The organism is Lysinibacillus sp. NPDC096212 (assembly GCF_044763105.1).
In the GTDB taxonomy this organism is placed as follows: domain Bacteria; phylum Bacillota; class Bacilli; order Bacillales_A; family Planococcaceae; genus Lysinibacillus.
Window position 1 is genome coordinate 1 of the sequence record NZ_JBIWFQ010000052.1, and the last position, 18,651, is coordinate 18,651.

General features: G+C 38.0%; 15 protein-coding genes, 1 rRNA gene and 1 riboswitch. Of the genes, 10 read left to right on the plus strand and 6 right to left on the minus strand.

Translation table 11 applies throughout. From position 1 onward, the window contains the following. Window positions 1-84, plus strand: a 5S ribosomal RNA gene (gene rrf, locus ACIQ7T_RS27260); the annotation flags it as partial. Window positions 85-231: 147 nt separating this feature from the next. On the opposite strand, the gene ACIQ7T_RS27265 is transcribed toward rrf, so the two are convergent. Together ACIQ7T_RS27265 and chrR are read right to left on the minus strand one after the other, a co-directional pair. Beyond that, complete coding sequence (locus ACIQ7T_RS27265; RefSeq protein WP_370082442.1) at window positions 232-696, minus strand: GNAT family N-acetyltransferase; 465 nt, start codon at window positions 694-696, stop codon at window positions 232-234. A gap of 158 nt (window positions 697-854) precedes the next feature. Further along, a complete protein-coding gene (gene chrR / locus ACIQ7T_RS27270) occupies window positions 855-1,586 on the minus strand; it encodes a class II chromate reductase ChrR (RefSeq protein WP_370082440.1) in 732 nt (243 codons plus the stop codon). 284 nt (window positions 1,587-1,870) lie between these two features. On the opposite strand from chrR, the gene scpC reads away from it, so the two are divergent. After that, the gene (gene scpC, locus ACIQ7T_RS27275) at window positions 1,871-3,391 is read left to right on the plus strand and encodes a succinyl-CoA:acetate CoA-transferase ScpC (RefSeq protein ID WP_370082438.1); all 1,521 of its coding nucleotides are present in this window, start codon (window positions 1,871-1,873) and stop codon (window positions 3,389-3,391) included. Window positions 3,392-3,605: 214 nt separating this feature from the next. Here scpC and ACIQ7T_RS27280 read toward each other — a convergent pair whose 3' ends face one another. Together ACIQ7T_RS27280 and ACIQ7T_RS27285 are read right to left on the minus strand one after the other, a co-directional pair. Then, window positions 3,606-5,087 (minus strand): DASS family sodium-coupled anion symporter, encoded by a 1,482-nt coding sequence (locus ACIQ7T_RS27280; protein ID WP_402875145.1) that lies wholly within the window; start codon window positions 5,085-5,087, stop codon window positions 3,606-3,608. Between the two features lie 186 nt (window positions 5,088-5,273). Continuing rightward, window positions 5,274-5,906 carry a glycerol-3-phosphate acyltransferase gene (locus tag ACIQ7T_RS27285; protein ID WP_370082434.1) on the minus strand — a complete coding sequence of 211 codons (633 nt, stop codon included), beginning with the start codon at window positions 5,904-5,906 and terminating at the stop codon, window positions 5,274-5,276. A 258-nt stretch (window positions 5,907-6,164) separates the two neighbouring features. Beyond that, window positions 6,165-6,278: riboswitch (SAM riboswitch) on the plus strand. A gap of 117 nt (window positions 6,279-6,395) precedes the next feature. Here ACIQ7T_RS27285 and ACIQ7T_RS27290 point away from each other — a divergent pair. From ACIQ7T_RS27290 to ACIQ7T_RS27300, 3 genes are all read left to right on the plus strand, one after another. Then, window positions 6,396-7,697: an O-acetylhomoserine aminocarboxypropyltransferase/cysteine synthase family protein gene (locus ACIQ7T_RS27290; protein WP_370082432.1), complete on the plus strand. Its 1,302-nt coding sequence runs from the start codon at window positions 6,396-6,398 to the stop codon at window positions 7,695-7,697. A 394-nt stretch (window positions 7,698-8,091) separates the two neighbouring features. Then, window positions 8,092-8,478: a hypothetical protein gene (locus tag ACIQ7T_RS27295; protein ID WP_370082430.1), complete on the plus strand. Its 387-nt coding sequence runs from the start codon at window positions 8,092-8,094 to the stop codon at window positions 8,476-8,478. Window positions 8,479-9,274: 796 nt separating this feature from the next. After that, window positions 9,275-10,261 (plus strand): homoserine dehydrogenase, encoded by a 987-nt coding sequence (locus tag ACIQ7T_RS27300; protein WP_370082428.1) that lies wholly within the window; start codon window positions 9,275-9,277, stop codon window positions 10,259-10,261. Window positions 10,262-10,312: 51 nt separating this feature from the next. Here ACIQ7T_RS27300 and ACIQ7T_RS27305 read toward each other — a convergent pair whose 3' ends face one another. Further along, entirely contained in the window at window positions 10,313-10,543 is a 231-nt protein-coding gene (locus ACIQ7T_RS27305) for a MerR family transcriptional regulator (RefSeq protein WP_049667308.1), read from the minus strand. Window positions 10,544-11,198: 655 nt separating this feature from the next. Between ACIQ7T_RS27305 and ACIQ7T_RS27310 the strand changes: the two genes are divergently transcribed. Genes ACIQ7T_RS27310 through ACIQ7T_RS27320 form a run of 3 tightly spaced genes read left to right on the plus strand, consistent with a single transcriptional unit; the run spans window position 11,199 to window position 14,235 of the window. Further along, a complete protein-coding gene (locus tag ACIQ7T_RS27310; RefSeq protein WP_370082426.1) occupies window positions 11,199-11,891 on the plus strand; it encodes a response regulator transcription factor in 693 nt (230 codons plus the stop codon). Beyond that, window positions 11,869-12,024: a hypothetical protein gene (locus tag ACIQ7T_RS27315; RefSeq protein WP_370082424.1), complete on the plus strand. Its 156-nt coding sequence runs from the start codon at window positions 11,869-11,871 to the stop codon at window positions 12,022-12,024. Before ACIQ7T_RS27310 ends, ACIQ7T_RS27315 begins: the two co-directional genes overlap by 23 nt. A gap of 15 nt (window positions 12,025-12,039) precedes the next feature. Beyond that, window positions 12,040-14,235 (plus strand): sensor histidine kinase, encoded by a 2,196-nt coding sequence (locus ACIQ7T_RS27320; protein ID WP_370082422.1) that lies wholly within the window; start codon window positions 12,040-12,042, stop codon window positions 14,233-14,235. A gap of 695 nt (window positions 14,236-14,930) precedes the next feature. On the opposite strand, the gene ACIQ7T_RS27325 is transcribed toward ACIQ7T_RS27320, so the two are convergent. Continuing rightward, window positions 14,931-16,079, minus strand: a complete 1,149-nt coding sequence (locus tag ACIQ7T_RS27325; RefSeq protein WP_402875151.1) for an acyl-CoA dehydrogenase family protein — start codon at window positions 16,077-16,079, stop codon at window positions 14,931-14,933. 426 nt (window positions 16,080-16,505) lie between these two features. On the opposite strand from ACIQ7T_RS27325, the gene ACIQ7T_RS27330 reads away from it, so the two are divergent. Together ACIQ7T_RS27330 and ACIQ7T_RS27335 are read left to right on the plus strand one after the other, a co-directional pair. Next, complete coding sequence (locus tag ACIQ7T_RS27330) at window positions 16,506-17,585, plus strand: metallophosphoesterase (protein WP_402875154.1); 1,080 nt, start codon at window positions 16,506-16,508, stop codon at window positions 17,583-17,585. 117 nt (window positions 17,586-17,702) lie between these two features. After that, complete coding sequence (locus ACIQ7T_RS27335; protein ID WP_370082414.1) at window positions 17,703-18,536, plus strand: undecaprenyl-diphosphate phosphatase; 834 nt, start codon at window positions 17,703-17,705, stop codon at window positions 18,534-18,536. The last annotated feature ends 115 nt before the right edge of the window (window positions 18,537-18,651 follow it).

Below are 18,651 nucleotides of genomic sequence, written 5' to 3' on the forward strand. Positions count from 1 at the left end.
TCCCATACCGAACACGGAAGTTAAGCTCTTTAGCGCCGATGGTAGTTGGGGGCTTCCCCCTGTGAGAGTAGGACGTCGCTAGGCACCTGAAAAAGTCGAGGATTTATTCCTCGACTTTTTTGTTTGCAATTTTTTAGTAAACGTTAACCCTACCTTATTAGTTGAAGAAGTGTCGACATTATATAGCCCAGGCTCAAAATTAATTAGTACTTGGGCTTTGGTGTTGCATTATCAAATCATTTTAGCCATTGTAATATTCGTAATTTCATAACCCATTTTTTCATATAAGCCACGTGCAATTTTATTATGACCAAAAACGTTTAGACCAATTTTATTCATACCTAACTCTTTAGCAATAATTTCAGCTTCTTTCATTGCTTTCTTGCCATACCCCTGCCCTTGATATTGTTCAAAAATCACAAAATCATATATAAAACCTTCATTAGGATTTGTAGGCGCCTTTTGCGAAATCCAAATCATTCCAACTAAGATATCGTTGTGAAAGATAGAGAATAAATGATTATTCTCGGTCTTCTCATTTTGTGGTAGTAGTCGTTCAAATGATTCCCTCGACAAGTCAAGCGCTTCATCTTCAGTCCAATTTCCGGAAGCGATCTTGTCTTTTGCGTAGTCTTCAATTGCATAACTAATATATTGTTTGAACTCCTCTTGGTTCATAGGTTTTAATGTAATCAATTTATTTTCCTCCTATTCTATTTATTTAATTTTAGCATCTTTTTAAAATTTCCGATAATGATACTTGAAACCGCTCATCGTACAATCCAATTAAACAAAACATAAAAAAGTGGAGTTATTATCATAAGATAGTAACTCCACATAGCTTGCTGATGAAATTATTTCCAATTAAAACCCTTTTTCGCTAAGAAATCTTTGATATGAGGACGGCGTTGTTCAATTAAAAAATCAGCCATTTGCTTTGTCCAGTTATCAATTTTTCGATTGGATGAGCGAGAATTGTAGTATGCTTCCATTGTGTCGTTGTAAGCTGGTAAAAGCTCCTCGTATTTTTCTGCATTGTACTCATTTTCATGTAATACTGCTGCGACAGGTAAACGAGGTTTTACTTCATTGCGACGAGCAGGAACTCCAATTGTTAAGCCGAATAGTGGGAAAACATAATCAGGTAGATTGAATAATTCGCTTATTTCTTCAAGCTTATTACGCACTCCTCCAATGTAACAAATTCCATATCCCATAGATTCTGCGGCAACGACAAAGTTTTGTGCGAATAATGATACATCGGCTACTCCAACAAGTACGTTTTCTGCCGAATCAGCTACAATGTCTACACCTTCTAATTTACCTGCTGATTGAAGACGTTTGAAATCTACACAAAAGACAAAGGCACCGCCAGAAGTTTCGTATTGACGAGGATTACCAGAGAGCAATCCTAATTTTTCTTTTTTCTCGGCATCTGTTACCCAAATGACACTATAAGCTTGTACAAAATGTGATGTAGCAGCCATTTGTGCAGTAGCAATTAATTCTTCAATAATTTCTTTTGAAATCGGATTTCCATCATAAATACGAACCGAAGAGTGGTTCCGTAATAGTTCTTTAACCATTTATAAAATCTCCTTTTTCCCTTTATATATACCAAGAGCATATCACGCTTCGTCTTCAAAATCGAATTTTTTCGATGTTGAAGTTATTTTCAGATAATTTACGAATGCATAAAATCTCTCGTATAATAAAATATTTTATTAGTTATAGATTAAAAATTCTAAATAGTTTAAAATTATGTATGGGCGGTTTATTTGGTTAGATTTCTAATAATTGGATGACTATACCAGTGGATTAAACCGAGTAATTAGTTGAATAAAAATAAAGTCGGATGGAGGAATAAGGGATGGCAGAAAAGTTGGCGAAAAAGCTTCGTAATGAACAGCTACGGAGCAGGGTTGTAACAGCAGAAGAAGCAGCATCTTGGATTAAAGATGGTATGGTACTTGGAATGAGCGGGTTTACACGTGCTGGTGATGTTAAAGTGGTACCTCTTGCACTTGTGGAGAAAGCTAAAAAAGAGAGCTTCCAGGTAGATGTGTATACAGGTGCATCACTTGGCCCAGAGGTTGACCAATACTTAGCGGAAGCTGGCGTTATTCGTAAACGTGGACCTTTCCAAGCGGATGCTGGTATTCGTAACAAAATCAACAGTGGTGAAATCGCATTTGTTGATGCTCATCTTTCACATAATGCGGAGTTAGTACGTCAAGGCATTATTGGTCCTATTGATTTTGCGATTATTGAAGCAGCTGCTATTACAGAAGACGGCTTACTAATTCCTACAACTTCAGTTGGTAACTCTCCGATTTTTGTGCAAGAAGCAGACCAAATAATCATTGAGTTGAACGTAGCTCAGCTTGATGCATTAGAGGGTGTCCATGATATTTTTGTACCAGGTCCACAGGGAAAACGTGATCCAATTCCATTACAAAATGTATCCGATCGGCTTGGCGCAATTGGCATACCACTAGATTTAGATAAAGTAAAGGGCATAGTGATTTCAGATATTTTAGATGCGCCATCAACGATTGTTCCTGCAGATGAAGAAACAGATATTATGGCCAATCATTTATTAAATTTCCTACGAGAAGAAATTAAAGTAGGTCGTTTAACAACAAGCTTAAGACCAATTCAATCCGGTGTAGGCTCAGTTGCAAACGCCGTTTTATTAGGTTTTAGAGATTCTGAGTTTGAGAACTTAGAAGTATATTCAGAAGTACTGCAAGATGCAGTATTCGAATTAATTGATGCAGGAAAAGTAAACTTCGCATCTGCTACTTCTATTACCCTTTCCGAAGAAGTAGGAAACCGAGTTTATGGTGATTTTGAAAAGTATGCAGATAAGCTAGTATTACGTCCGCAAGAAATCTCAAACCAACCAGAAATTATTCGCCGACTCGGGTTAATTTCTGTTAATACAGCACTCGAAGTAGATATTTATGGGAATGTGAATTCTACGCATGTTTCTGGCACGAAAATGATGAATGGAATCGGTGGCTCTGGAGACTTTGCACGTAATGCACGATTAGGTATTTTCGTCACAAAATCTTACGCGAAAGGCGGAAATATTTCTAGTATCGTTCCAATGGTATCGCATGTAGACCATACAGAGCATGATGTAGACGTTATCGTAACAGAGCAGGGAGTAGCAGACTTACGTGGGCTGGCTCCAAAAGAACGGGTTGGGCTCATTATCGATCACTGTGCACACCCGGAATATCGTGAGCAATTATGGAAGTATTTTAACGATGCCAATGAAGCAACAGGTGGGCACCATACGCCACACGAACTAGAAAAAGCGCTTTCCTGGCATGTGAATTACGCAAAAAATGGTACGATGAAGAACCCTGCTTTATTGAAATAATAAAGTAATAAAAGCCTTGAAGGACAGTTGACCTGTTCCTTCAAGGCTTTTGATTGTTATTAATGTTGTCCCGAAAGCTTAGGTAGCCCCGCGAAGTGATCGGGTAAGCCCGGTAAGTGATCGGGTAACCCCGTGAAGTGATCAGGTAAGCCCGGTAAGTGATCGGGTAACCCCCTTAAGTGTTCAGGTGTCCAAAGAAAACCCTAGCTGCTTTTTACAATAAGCCAATCCATTTCCAATATGTTGCGGAGAATAGAAGAACTAGGATGTATCCAATAATCGTTAATGGAATACCAGATTTTAAGAAATCCTTTGTTGTAAAGGCTCCTGTACCATAGGCAAGCATATTTTGCGGTGCACTAATAGGTAAGAGGAAGCCAAAGCTAATAACGAATTGTTGCACGATAACGAAACCAACCTGATCGACATTAGCCGTTAATGTTGAGGCTAAAACAATAAATACTGGTATAAGTGCAGATGCTAAGCTTGTTGCACTCGCAAAGCCTAAATGAATAAGAATATTAAATAAAGTGACAAGCGCAATTGTTGCAAGAATTGGCATAGAATCTAAACCGAGTGAACCGAATACCTTATCAGATAACCACGATGCACCTTTAGTATTAAGCAAGACTGTTCCTAGCATAATTCCTACTGCAAAGACGATAATTGTTCCCCAAGGAATATGAGGCTCAACTTGCTTCCACGAATAGACTCCGATTTTTGGCATTAATAAAATGGCGATTGCAACGATTGTGACGGTTGTCGTATCGAATGGGTGGAGTTTACCCTCTGCTGCCCAGAAAAATAGTAAAACTACCGATGTGATGATTAATCGAATTTCGGGAGCTTTTAATGGACCAAGTTCCGCAAGCTGTTTTTTGATTACTTCTTTACCACCTTCAATATTACTTGTTTCAGGTTTAATTAGTGTAATCATAATGAAAAATAGAGCCACTGACATGATGATTGAGAAGGGGGCAGCGTAAAGTAACCAAGCACCCCAAGAAATATCTACATCGAATTGTTCTTTGATGAAATTTAAAGCGACCATATTTTGAGCTGCTGCCGTTTTAATACCGATGTTCCAAATGGAAACAGCTTGTACAGAAGTAATGACTAGTAAAGCAGCAAGTCGACTATCACGTGGTAAACCAAATGCTGCTACCATTCCGAGTAGTATTGGTACAACTGCGCCTGCACGTGCAGTAGCAGAAGGGACAAAGAATGCGAGTGCAATAGATACTAAAATAGCACCGAATACAATGGCTTTCGTTTTTGTTCCAACTAGTGAAAGTATCCAAAGCGCAAGACGTTTATGTAAATTCGTAATTTGCATGGCTGCCGCTAGGAAAAGAGCTGCGGCTACTAGTGCAACTGCAGAATTACTAAATCCGCTTAATGCTAACTTTAATGCATCCGATGTTCCTAACGCTCTCGTTGGATCTTCCATTGACGGAGCTAGCCCTAGTAAGATTGTAACGAGAGCAATAATCATGGCAGAGCTAACGGGATAGGATACTGCTTCTGTAACCCATAGGATGACCGCGAAAGCTAAAATAGCCAAAGCTCGTTGTCCGGCTACAGGTAAATCGCCGTTGTTAGGTAAAAAAGTAATGATGATTAATGAAGCGAAGGCTAATCCAATCCAGAGTGGTTTCAAATTACGTTTCGGTTTTGCTTGTTCAGAAGTAGACATACTTTTCATCCTTTCTTAAACATGACTGTAATTTTCACATCGGCTAGTAAAATGCTTTATTAAGAAAGTTAATTTGTCTAATTATTGTAAAAAAACTAGTATGTGAAATACCCTCTATTTATAGCGATAATGGGCAGTTGCGAGAAAATATACGGTCAAAGAAAAGACAAAAATATCCAAAAGATTTTATTTTTTCTTTTTGAATGCTGAAGTTACTTTAGGCTCAGTTCCTAGCATCAATCGCTTAATATTTTCGATATGCAAAATGATGGCTATACCAAAAAGTAATAGGGCTAAAATCGTTGGGCCAACTCCAGGAATCCATAAATAAGTGGCTGTACAAAAAACGAGATAAAATTCAAGTACACCGACAATTAAATAGTTCGTCACGAAAGATAAAATAACAAATAAAATGAGTGCAAACAAGCCAATTTTCCAATCAATCGCAAGTAATATTCCTATGATTGAAGCAGTTCCTTTACCGCCATTGAAGCCCATATAAAATGGGAAATTATGACCTAGAATGACACCGGAAGCTACGATATAGATGAAGAGCCAAACTTGTACTTCTGTTAATTGTGTTATATCTGCTAAATAAACATGTGCACCGATTATAGCTGCAACGCCTTTACCGATATCGATCAGTGCAACTAATATGCCGTATTTCCAGCCAAGGGAAAGTGTTGCATTAGAGGCACCTGCATTGCCATGACCGGCCATTTTTAAATCTACCCCTGATAAAAACTGAGCAACTTTAGAGCCGTGAATACAGCCAATCAAATAACCAACAAGAAGAAAAATAATAACGGCTTTTATCATAAAAATTCTCCTTTCCAAATAATGGGTTCATCACAAAAGTTCTAACATTGTGTTAGCCCGAAGCCCCTAGGAAACGCCCAGCCGAAACGGAAATCAGTCCATGCTTTGGTGACCAAAACAATAAATATCTAAAATAGTGTATGTGTTTGGATTACGTAAAGAAGCAGACAGAAGTTTCGGAAAAAATAAAATTTTAGTATTGACAGAGAAAAAGTCTATGTTTATACTTTGTAACAACGATGGAAATTGAATCTCATACTCTTATCAAGAGCGGCGGAGGGATAGGCCCTATGATGCCCGGCAACCAGTAAGTGACGAACTTGCTAAGGTGCTAATTCCTACAGATTCTTACTTGGATCTGGCAGATAAGGGGAGGAAAACTTGCAACCGCAACCCTCTTCTTAGCTGAAGAGGGTTTTTGTTTTCTACTGAAAAAATCCTCCTCATCTCCGGTACCATCGTAAAAAAATAACCATTTGGAGGTATACAATGACAAAATTTAAACCAGAAACATTGCTGTTACACGGTGGCCAAGAGCCAGACCCGGTAACAGGATCTCGTACAGTACCCGTATATCGCTCAACGGCTTTCGTTTTTAAAGACACTGCTCATGCGCAACGTCTTTTTGCCTTAGAGGAAGCTGGTAATATTTACACTCGTATTACAAACCCAACTGTAGATGTTTTTGAAAAACGCGTCGCTTTATTAGAAGGCGGTACAGCAGCAGTAGCACTTTCATCTGGTGCAGCAGCAATCGCGTTTTCCATTTTAAATCTTGCAGGGGCAGGCGATGAAATTGTTGCAGGTAGCTCTTTATACGGAGGTACTTATAATTTATTCGCTAACACACTACCAAACTACGGTATTAAAACGATTTTTGTAGATGAAACAAATCCAGAAAATTTCAAAGCTGCTATTACTGATAAAACAAAGGCCGTGTTCGCTGAAGTTTACGGTAACCCAAGTTTAAAGGTACTAGATATTGAAGCAGTAGCAAATATAGCACATGAAAACGGCTTGCCATTAATTATTGATAGCACATTTGCTTCACCATATGGCTCTACACCAATTGACTACGGTGCAGATATCGTTGTTCATTCTGCAACGAAATGGATTGGTGGTCATGGAACAACTTTAGGTGGCGTTGTAGTAGATGCAGGGAAGTTCGATTGGACTCGTGGACGTTTCCCAGGCTTTACTGAGCCAGATGCTTCTTATCACGGTTTGCGTTATGGTATTGACACAGCAGATGCAGCATTCGCCACAAAACTGCGTGTGCAACTGCTACGTGACTTTGGACCAACATTAAGTGCTGATGCGGCATTTAATTTATTACAAGGTTTAGAAACGCTTCATTTGCGTATTCCTAAACACAATGAAAATGCATTAGCAGTAGCTGAATATTTACGAAACCACCCATCTGTGGAATATGTAAATTACAACGGCTTAGAAGATTTCCCTACCCATAATTTAGCTAAAAAATATTTAAGAAATGGCTTCGGTTCTGTGCTTACATTTGGCATTAAAGGTGGACGTGAAGCAGGGCGTAAATTAATCGATAGTGTGAAATTATTCTCACACGTAGCAAATGTAGGGGATGCTAAATCATTAATTATTCATCCAGCATCTACTACACATCAGCAACTATCTGCTGAAGAGCTAATCCAAACTGGCGTAACCGAGTCGCTCATTCGCTTATCAATCGGTTTAGAGGCAGTAGAGGACATCATTGCAGATTTAGAACAAGCTATTGAACAAGTAACAGCTTCACAACAAGAAGTAGAAGCTTAATAAATAAAATACATTGGCTAATGTTGTAGCGTTTACGTATTTTCTCATTCGATAGGCCTCATTTGGTAATGCGTCAAACGTTGCTACATCATCCGCTCCCCTCATTTGGTGAGAGTAATGAAATGGTTTAAAATTAATACCTAGTAATTTTATAAGTATTGTTGACTTGGTTAAATCCTTGTTTTATACTAGGAAATAAGAAAAGTGTTCGAAGGGCTACCAACCTAGAACCAATTTAAAGCGCCGACTTGTTGATCGGTAAAGTGTTTTCAATTAATGCTCAAACTAATTTAGTTTCATAAGTGCTCCCCCACTTTTGAATATATGAAGAGGAGTAGTTACTCAGCCAGTAGCTACTCTTATCTACAAAACTGATGATAAAGGAGTGTTTTAAATGGGAAATGTGTATAGTGCGCAAAACATTGCATCTTATCTTATTTATGAATTAAATGAAGGTCATGTGTTTGTGAACAACATGTCCATTCAAAACATACTTGTGTCAGTTGAGCGTAAATGGCAAGAGATCTTTGGACATTCTGCTTTTAAGGAAATGGTTTATGTCAAAGAGGAAGGCTATACAGTAAAAGAAGTTTTCGAAGCTTATGAAAGCTATGGAGCAAATCATATTCCTCTACCTGCGACAGAGTATTATTTAAAATACGGCACATTCCAATTAGTTGAACGTACGTATGCAATACCAAATTTTACGCAGGAGGAAATAAGACTGGTGCAACAAGCTTTAACACAATATCGTTATAAATTGCTAGCCAAAGCTAGTTAATTATCCCTCATATATTTGGCTCATTCTCTGCTGCTACAGGGAATGAGCTTTTTAAATTAGATGATGAAGATATACAGAAAAAATTTTATTAATATATTTCAAAAGAACAATTTTTATGAATGTCTTTACATACATATATATAATAGAAGAAAGGCATTTATTTTCTTCTTTCAGTAAACATCCACTGAAATAGAGGAACTCAGTCTAAGAACGCCACGTCCTGTGGCAACGACATCAAGTTGGCCCAAAGCCTCCGGCGGATGTCACGGAATCGGAAAGAGCTCACATAGGATGTTAGCCTAAAATCATCGCATCCATGCGATAACGGCTAACTGACCTGCATCACGCAGGCCTAAGCACAAAGCCGATTCCGGACGCAATTATGCCGAGGCATAATTGGTAAAGAAACGTCAATATTTGTTCAATCATTATAGATTTAAGTGAAAAATCATATAATAAAAGGGATGAAAACGATTTCCTTTGCACGTCTACAGGAAACAAATGTCCATCCTAGAAAGATTTTTCTTGTGCAATGTATGTATTTACGTTACAATTTTCTTTAAGTTGATTTTTGAATTATTTGAATTTGTTTGTTTCACAGTGTATCTTCATTCAGAATGTTTTTTGTAGCGAAAGTGAAACGCCATGACTAAATATCTGTTTGAAGACGAAGTGTTAGAAACACGGCAAACTGACCTGCTTTGTATAGTCGGCACACAATTCAAAATCTGTAAGAATTAAGCTGAGACGAAATAAATATAATGAAACTGCGGAATGTAAGTTGGAGGGAATAGGAATGGCAACTATAAAGGCAGCTATATTAGGATTTGGAACGGTAGGTCAAGGAATTTACCATATATTAAACGAAAAGCGTGAAGAGCTTAAAAATAAATTAGGAATTGAGCTAGAAGTAGCAAAAATTTTAGTTACAGACACTAGCCGTGAACGTGTACCAGGTACCGCGCATTTAATGACAACTAGTATGGATGAAGTCTTAGCAGAACCAGGTATGCAGGTTGTTTTTGAGGCAATCGTCAATGAGGAGCCAGCTTTTACTTATTTAAAGCGCGCTGTTGAACATAAATGTCATGTCATCACAGCTAACAAAGTAATGTTTGCAAAACGAGGCTTGGAGTTACAGGATCTTGCAAAAGCGAATGGTGTTTTTGTAGGATTTGAAGCAACGACCGCTGGCGGTGTACCAGTTATTAAAACGATGAAAAACATTTTGCTTGTCAATGAGGTTAGTCGTATTCAGGGTGTTTTAAATGGGACATCCAACTATATTTTAACGAAAATGCGTTCACAGGGCTGGTCGTTCGAAACTGCATTAAAAGAGGCGCAAAATTTAGGTTATGCGGAGGCAGATCCATTTAATGATATCTCAGGACAGGACGCCTTCAAAAAATTAATGATTTTAAGTGCTTTGGCATTTGGTGAACAACCAGACTGGTCTGACGTCGAAGTAGTCGGAATTGATAGCATTTCGGCAGAGCAAGTAAAAGAAGCGTGTGAAAAAGGCTTGCGTTATCGCCATGTAGCTGAGGTTGAGAAGCTAGCAGATGGTAAAGTGGTCGCGAAGGTTGGGCCACAATTAGTTGATAAAGAACATCCACTTTATCCAGTTGATGACGTCAATAATGCTGTGGCATTGGACACAAATTATATTGGCACATTAACGCTAATTGGACCAGGGGCAGGTATGTATCCAACAGCTAGTGTAATGGTTGAGGATTATGCGGAAATTATCGGTAAACGAGCTGGATTTGTCGTAACAATATAATAGATGCCTATCATTCAACAATGTTCTAATTGTTTGAATGATAGGCATTTTTTAATCCTCATCTTTAACATCAATATCCTCTGGAATAGGTGTATTCCGCCAAATCTCTATTTCCTCTTTAATACGATCTAACTGCTCAAAATAAGTGCTGAACTGCCCACTATTAATCAGTATTTGGTCCCCGTCGTATACTGAACGAATACGGCCCTCGTAAACTAGGCGAAGTACTTGATCTTCTGGCATACCAAGTTCGATGGCTGTTTCTTCAATTGTTTTATACATAAATTTCGCTCCTTTTATTGTTTTTATTATAACCTCCCTTTAATAGAAAGCCTACTATGGGTTAATAAATGAAAGAAAAAGGAAAATGGTAATTGTTTGATTTTGGATAAATCTGTATTATTAATGTTAATGAGTAGTGACGGTCGAGGGACAATAATGAAGATTAGCTAATACCATTTTGCCAAGTAAAATAAACTTTCTGAAATGGTCATGGGAATTGACAATTTTAGCTGCTGCTAGCATTGTGTTATTCAAGGTCTTTTTTTCTCATCAATTCGTCTTACAGGTGTAGTTATTGGAACCGCTGTAACGATTGGTAGCTCTCCTGTCTTTTGTGATGCTTTAGAATGAGTACTATGGAAATAACAGCCGATAAAGGTGTGGCGAATAGCAACTGTAATGGCAATTTGTTAATGAGGAAGGGGCTGTCCGTATGGGGGAATTGGACTAGCCCTTTCTACTGGTCTTTCCTTTGTAAATATATGTTGAAACATATGCCCTGTATATAAGTTGATTGGAGTGGGGCTTTAACTTCTTTCAGCGGATGTTTGGAAACCCCTGAAAGAATTAAAACCTTAAGAAATTCTTCATTTTTATAATAACTGGTTTTTAAGATTTAAAAGGTACACTATTAATTGAGAGCGAGGTGTATATCATGACGAAACTAACAGTTCTTGTAACAGACGATGATCAAGATATTCGTGATGGTATTGAGATCTATTTAAAGAATGAAGGTTACAATGTCATTAAAGCTGCTGACGGCTTAGAGGCACTCGAAAAATTAGAAAACAATGACGTACATTTAATTATTTTAGATATTATGATGCCAAATATGGATGGAATTACAGCGACGTTTAAAATTAGAGAAGAGCGCAATATTCCAATTATTATGCTTAGTGCAAAGGCGGAGGATGGCGACAAAATTCATGGTTTGTCTGTAGGCGCTGATGATTACGTCACAAAGCCTTTTCATCCGTTAGAGCTGTTGGCTCGAGTAAAATCTCAGCTACGACGTTATGTACAACTTGGGACGTACAATGAGGGAGCAGCAAAGGTAGAAATCGACGGACTTGTATTAGATGAAGATGCAAAGGAAGTCATTTTAGAAGGCGAGCCTGTTCGATTAACACCAATCGAATATAAGATTACGGAATTATTAATGAAAAATGCAGGGCGTGTATTTTCGATAAGAGAGATTTATGAGCGTGTGTGGAATGAGGAAGCTTACAATGCAGAAAATATTGTGGCTGTACACATTCGAAAAATACGTGAAAAAATCGAAGCAGATCCGAAAAATCCACGCTATTTAAAGGTGGTGTGGGGCGTTGGCTATAAAATGGAAAAATAAAATAGAGCAGTATGTTACAATCGCAGGGTTTGTAGCAGGGGTTATTGGACTAATTTATTTCGGTGTGTATGCCTATCAAATAGTAACTGCACGCTCTTCGGGGATGCTACAATTGCTTGAGAGAATTTTTTAGAGAGGAGTTAAAAGTATGTTGAAAAATTGGAAACCTCTTCTCGCTCTTATTTGTTTAATCTGGGTAATATTCGGTATATTTACGTTCTCTAATATCGGGTACCAATATATTGGGAAGTCGTATTTTCAATCTGAAAATTTCCAGGGTAAACTAGATAATTTTCAGTCAGAATTAGGACCATTAGTAATAAATTTACCGACGGCTGAAGATTTAAAAAGTAAAATCGTGGTTACGCAAAGCCAAATTGAGGAACATCGTAATTACTATGGATCATTAGGAGAACAGATAGATAATATTAAAGCTCAATATGAAGGACGTATTCAAGAAGCTGCTAATGTAAATGCAACGGAATTAAAAACAAAGCTTGAGAAAGAGCGAGATGCAACAATTAAAGATATTACGACTAATTTCGAGGATGATGAGCATGTCCGTAAAAAAATTCTGGCTCAAAAGGAAGAGCTTGTTGATCAATATATAAAGGCAGCAAAAGAAGAAGCAAAGAGTTTTGTGAAAAATAATAATTATTGGTCTTATGAATTAACGAACACTGAAACAGGCAAAACATATCGTTCAGGTGATGTTTCGGATAGTAGTGCGTTCAAAATTAAGTATAACGGACAACACCCATTAACTACTTGGAATATAAGTAATAATTTAAACCAATTTGTTTACCGAACTGATACCTACGTGGATATAGAGGATTTGAGGGAAACTTCTGATTACACTGGTATTATAACCATCTCAAAAAAATCGGCACAAGCAGTCGACATCTTGGAAGGATATGACCATTTTACACGCAATCAATACATGTTCTACTTTATATGGTTAACGAGTATTGTGGCAGCTATTTTTGCATGGAAAGGGCGTAAAGAAGTACTGCAAATGGTACGAGGTTTAAAGGAAAAAGAAGCTCTTGCAAAGATGAAAATTGATTACACAATTGGATTATTATTAATAAGCGCATTCATATATTTGATAGCATCTCAAATTGCTTTTGAATCGATTGAGTTTGTTTCTTATCAATCTAACTATGTACATTACTTAATTAGTTTGCTGTTTAAAATAGGTGTCTTAATCATTATTGCAATGCTGTTCTTTGTACAGCTTATTTGGTTGTATGATCGAGTGAATACAGCACAGAAATTAAAGGAGAACTTAAAAGCTAGCTATTTATGGTCACTTGGCGAATCAATCACGGATTTATTTATAAATCGTTCCATTGCATCACATTCTATTGTGATGATTGGGGCAGCATTTTTCGGTGGTGGAAGCCTTGTTGCTTCAATGCTAAGAGGCAGCGGATTCACCGTTCTAGTATTGGGCATCTGCGTAATAATCGGTATTCCAGCTATGATTCTCTTCCTTTCTAGAATGGGCTATTTAAATCGAATTATGAAGGACACAAAAGACATGGCAGAAGGGCGTTTAAATCGCGATGTCAAGGTAATGGGCAAATCACCACTCGCGGGGCATGCAGAAAATCTTAATCATTTAAGAGAAGGCGTACGCACATCTATGCATGAGCAGGCAAAAAGTGAGCGTTTAAAAACAGAGCTTATTACGAATGTTAGTCACGATTTACGCACGCCGTTAACATCTATTATTACGTATACAGATTTACTGAAAAATCCTGATATTACTGAGGAAGAGCGTAAGCAATACATTCATATCCTTGATAAAAAATCAGAACGTCTAAAATTATTGATTGAGGATCTTTTTGAAGTGTCTAAAATGGCGAGTGGTAATATGGAGCTTCATCGCACTCGAGTTGATTTAACCCAGCTTATACAACAAGCGGTAGGGGAGCATGAGGAAGATTTAGCACAGGCCCATTTAGATTTACGCCTGACAAAACCAAATGAGCCAATCTACGCGTATGTGGACGGACAAAAATGGTGGAGACTGATCGATAATTTAATCGTTAACGTATTGAAATATGCATTAGAAGGCACACGTGTCTATGTAACATTGAAGCGTACTGCTGAGGGCGATGCAGAATTCACAGTGAAGAATGTTGCAAAATATGAAATTAGCGAGAATGCCGATGAGTTATTTGAACGCTTTAAGCGAGCGGATGCTTCACGCCATACAGAGGGCTCAGGTCTAGGCTTAGCCATTGCACAATCCATTGTAGATTTGCATGGTGCTCGTATGAGTATAGAGGTAGACGGAGATTTATTTAAAGTAATCGTTCGAATTCCAACAGCATAGACAATGAACAGCGGCAAACATTTTGCCGCTGTTCTTTTACTTTGAAAAACAACTTTGGCCGTTCTATCTGCGACTTAGCAGTTCTATCCACGATTTGGCCGGTTCTATCCGCGATTTCGGCCGTTCTATCCACGACTTTGCCGGTTCATCCGTCATTTCGGCCCTTTATTCCGTCGCTTAGGTTTCAATCCGTCATATCGGCCCATCAATCCGTCGCTTAGGCAATTTCATCCGTCGTTTCGGCCCATCAATCCGTCGCTTAGGCAATTTCATCCGTCGTTTCGGCCCATCAATCCGTCGCTTAGGTTTCATCCGTCATTTCGGCCCATCAATCCGTCGCTTAGGCAATTTCATCCGTCGTTTCGGCCCTTTATTCCGTCGCTTAGGTTTCAATCCGTCATTTCGGCTCATCAATCCGTCGCTTAGGCAATTTCATCCGTCGTTTCGGCCCTTTATTCCGTCGTTTAGGTTTCATCCGTCATTTCGGCCCATCAATCCGTCACTTAGGCAATTTCATCCGTCGTTTCGGCCCTTTATTCCGTCGCTTAGGCTTTTTCATCCGTCGCTTAGGTTTCAATCCGTCGTTTCAGCACTTCAATCCGTCGCTTAAGCTTTTTCATCCGTCGTTTCGGCTCATCAATCCGTCACTTCAACCCCTCGTTTTGCCGAAGAGCTATACTTTATTTAATACTTAGTTATAAACCTAAATTCTTGGCTATAATCACTTTCATGACTTCATTGGTACCTGCATAAATGGACATGACAGGAATATCTCGATATCTTCTAGCAATCTTGTATTCCTCCATATAACCGTAGCCACCATGTAACTGCATGCACTGGACAGCAAGCTCACGTGCATTTTCCGTTATCCAGTATTTTGCCATCGAAACTTTTGTCACAACATCGTTTCCTGCGATATGTTCCTCTATTAAAGATTCTAAAAATGATTTGCCGAGTTCAATTTTTGTCGCCATTTCAGCTATTTTAAATTGCGTGTTTTGGAAGTCACTAATTGACTTTCCAAAAGCTTCGCGTGATTTCACATAATCAATTGTTAAAGATAGCATGTCTTCAGCAGCGGCTTGTGCGGCGATGGCTACTGCTAAACGCTCTTGCTGCAGTTTTTCCATCATATAGATAAAGCCTTTACCTTCTTCACCAAGGAGATTTTCTATAGGAACGCGACAATCTTCAAAATATAGCTCTGCTGTGTCCTGCGCGTGCATACCAACTTTTTCGAGTTTGCGACCTTTTGTGAAGCCTGGTGTCCCGTCTTCAATGACAAGGAGGCTAATGCCACGATGCTTTTTTTCAGCCTGAGGATTTGTTTTTACGGCAACAACCGCTAAATTTGTATGAATACCATTTGTAATAAATGTTTTTTGTCCGTTGACGATATAGTGATCGCCATCACGAATAGCAGTAGTTTGGATGTTTGCCAAATCTGAACCTGTGCCTGGCTCCGTCATAGCAATTGCTGTAATATTTTCGCCTGTAACACATTTCGGTAGCCAGCGTGATTTTTGCTCATTTGAGCCGTATGCCTCAATATAAGGAACAACAATATCGTTATGTAGACCAACGCCAATAAGGCTCGAACCTACACGCTCAAGCTCTTCTTGAATAATAACGCCAAAACTAAAATCTAGTCCGAGGCCGCCGTATTGTTCTTCTACTTGAGGGCATAGATAGCCCATTTCTCCGAGCTTACGCCAAAACTCAAGTGGAATAAGATGATCTTTCTCCCATTGTGGATAGTGTGGCTCAGCTTCTTCTGCTAAAAACTTACGTAAGGTTTTACGAAATAACTCATGCTCTGTTGATTCGAATTTATATTTTGCCATATGAACAACACCCCTTTTTTCTCCCGTACATGTGTAAATTTTTTCTTGCAATTATAATGTTACCGAAAGATTCAGAAAAATTAAAGTATATTATTCATAGATTTTTTACATAATCTTATAATTATAATGAATTGTAAGGAGGGGTCTTTCATAACATAATTTGATTTCATAGGCGCTTTCTTGAGGCGTCCGATGAGCGCTCAAAGGTCTCATCTGTAAACCAAAAGAGGTCTAATCATTTGCCCAGGTTACGATATTGTCATTTTCCTAATTAGATTGTCATGTAAATCATACAATTAAATTACAAGGGATATATACACTTAATATCATGAGCTGATTGCTTGTCCTTTTGCACTTACTTTCTATCAGAGAGTGTTAAGTATAATGCTATAATCAACTAAGACTATATGAAAGTAGGGAACTGAAATGCCAAAAGTAATCGGTGGAATTCTTTTAATAAGTATATATAGTGCCTTAACTTTTTACTTAGGATGGGGATTGAGACAATGGCTTGTGGCAATAGGGTGGTTTCGATTTCCAATTTTATATTGGTTAGTACTGTATATCATTGCGTTTAGTATTGTTATCAGTAGATTGCATGAATCCTTACGGGTCTTTTCAATAATCCATAATTACTGGATGTTTATTTTTGAATACGGATTATTGCTTTGCTTGTTAGCACACTTGATTATTTGGCTAAGCCCCTTTAAAAGTGTACAAATCATTGGAAGTATAGCAATTGTTATGTTTTTTGTACTAAGTATTGTAGGCACTTATTTAGCATATTCGCCTGTTGTCCGTCATTTAGAAATAACGATGGATAAAAAGAGTAGTGAGCTAGATTCGATGAGAGTTGTAGTTGCATCAGATTTTCATTTAGGGGTTCTTTCAAATAAAAGACATTTACAGCGCTTCGTTACTTTATCGAATGAAGCACAGCCGGACATCGTCTTTTTAGCTGGGGATATTGTGGATGATGATCCTAAATGGTTTGTTAAAGATGGAATGGCAGATGTGATGAAGCAATTAACATCTACATATGGAGTGTACGGTGTATTAGGCAATCACGAATACTATGGCAAGAAAATCCCAGAATTTATTAAAGAGATGGAAAACGCTAATGTAAAAGTTTTGTGTGATGAAACTATTAGAATCGATAATGTGATAGTATTAACGGGGCAAGAGGATATTACAAACAAGGATAGAAAGCAACTTGATGCATTGAAGACAGCAGATGACTTGCCTTGGTTTGTTATGAATCATACCCCAAATGATTTAAATACGCCTGCCAAAATGGGCGTAGACTTCCATATGTCAGGGCATACACATAAAGGTCAACTATGGCCTAATCAGTATATAACGGCTCGTGTATTTGAGCTCGACTATGGTTATAAAATGAAGGAAAAAATGCATACACTTGTTTCATCAGGTTTTGGCTTTTGGGGTCCCCCAATGCGAATAGGCAGCCGTTCCGAATTATGGGTTGTAGATATAAATTTTCGTTAGTTGGTAAGTTGCCCATGTCCCTCAGTCTACTCATAACTGAATGCTATAGTCATAGTATATGAAAAAGTGTATTTTATAATATGTTGGTATTTAATTAACAAAAGGTAAGGTGAAAACGTGGATATCATTGAATTATTAAAGGCGCTTATTTTAGGCTTTGTCGAGGGAATGACGGAGTTTGCGCCAGTTTCGTCGACAGGACATATGATTATTGTGGACGATATGTGGCTAAAGACAGAGGAGTTTTTAGGGAAGTATCCTGCCAATACATTTAAAATCGTTGTACAGCTAGGCTCCATTTTAGCGGTAGTCGTTGTTATGTGGAAACGAATGTTAAATTTAGTTGGACTTTATAAAATTGATGGCCAATCGAAATCAGTGAAAGGTCACTTCAACTTACTACATGTGATTGTGGGTATGTTGCCAGCAGTTATATTAGGTTTTGCGTTCAAAGATTTTATCGATGATCATTTATTTAAAGTAGAGCATGTTATTTATGCATTAGTAGCTGGAGCACTTTTAATGATTGCTGCCGATAAATTAGCACCGAAAAGACCGAAAGTGGATTCTCTAGATAAAATTTCTTATGGTTTAGCTTTTAAAGTAGGGTTAGTACAATGTTTATCACTTTGGCCAGGATTCTCCCGTTCAGGGGCAACGATATCTGGTGGTGTACTATTTGGCATGAGTCACCGCGTGGCGGCAGATTTTACTTTCATTATGGCAGTACCTATTATGGCGGGTGCTAGTTTAGTATCTGTACTGAAAAACTGGGATACGCTATCTATGGATTATTTTGGATTCTATGCAGTAGGCTTCATTAGCTCATTTATCTTTGCATTACTATCAATTAAATTCTTCTTAGCACTTATTTCAAAAGTGAAATTAATGCCATTTGCTATTTATCGTATAGTACTTGCTGCTGTACTAGCTATTATTATCTTTATGTAAATAATAAAGTCACTCTTCTATTAAACTGTACCCTATAAGATAGACACTTTGAAAAAAGTCTATCCTATAGGGTACTTTTGTTTATAATGAGAAAAAAGATGTCGGAGCGGAATAA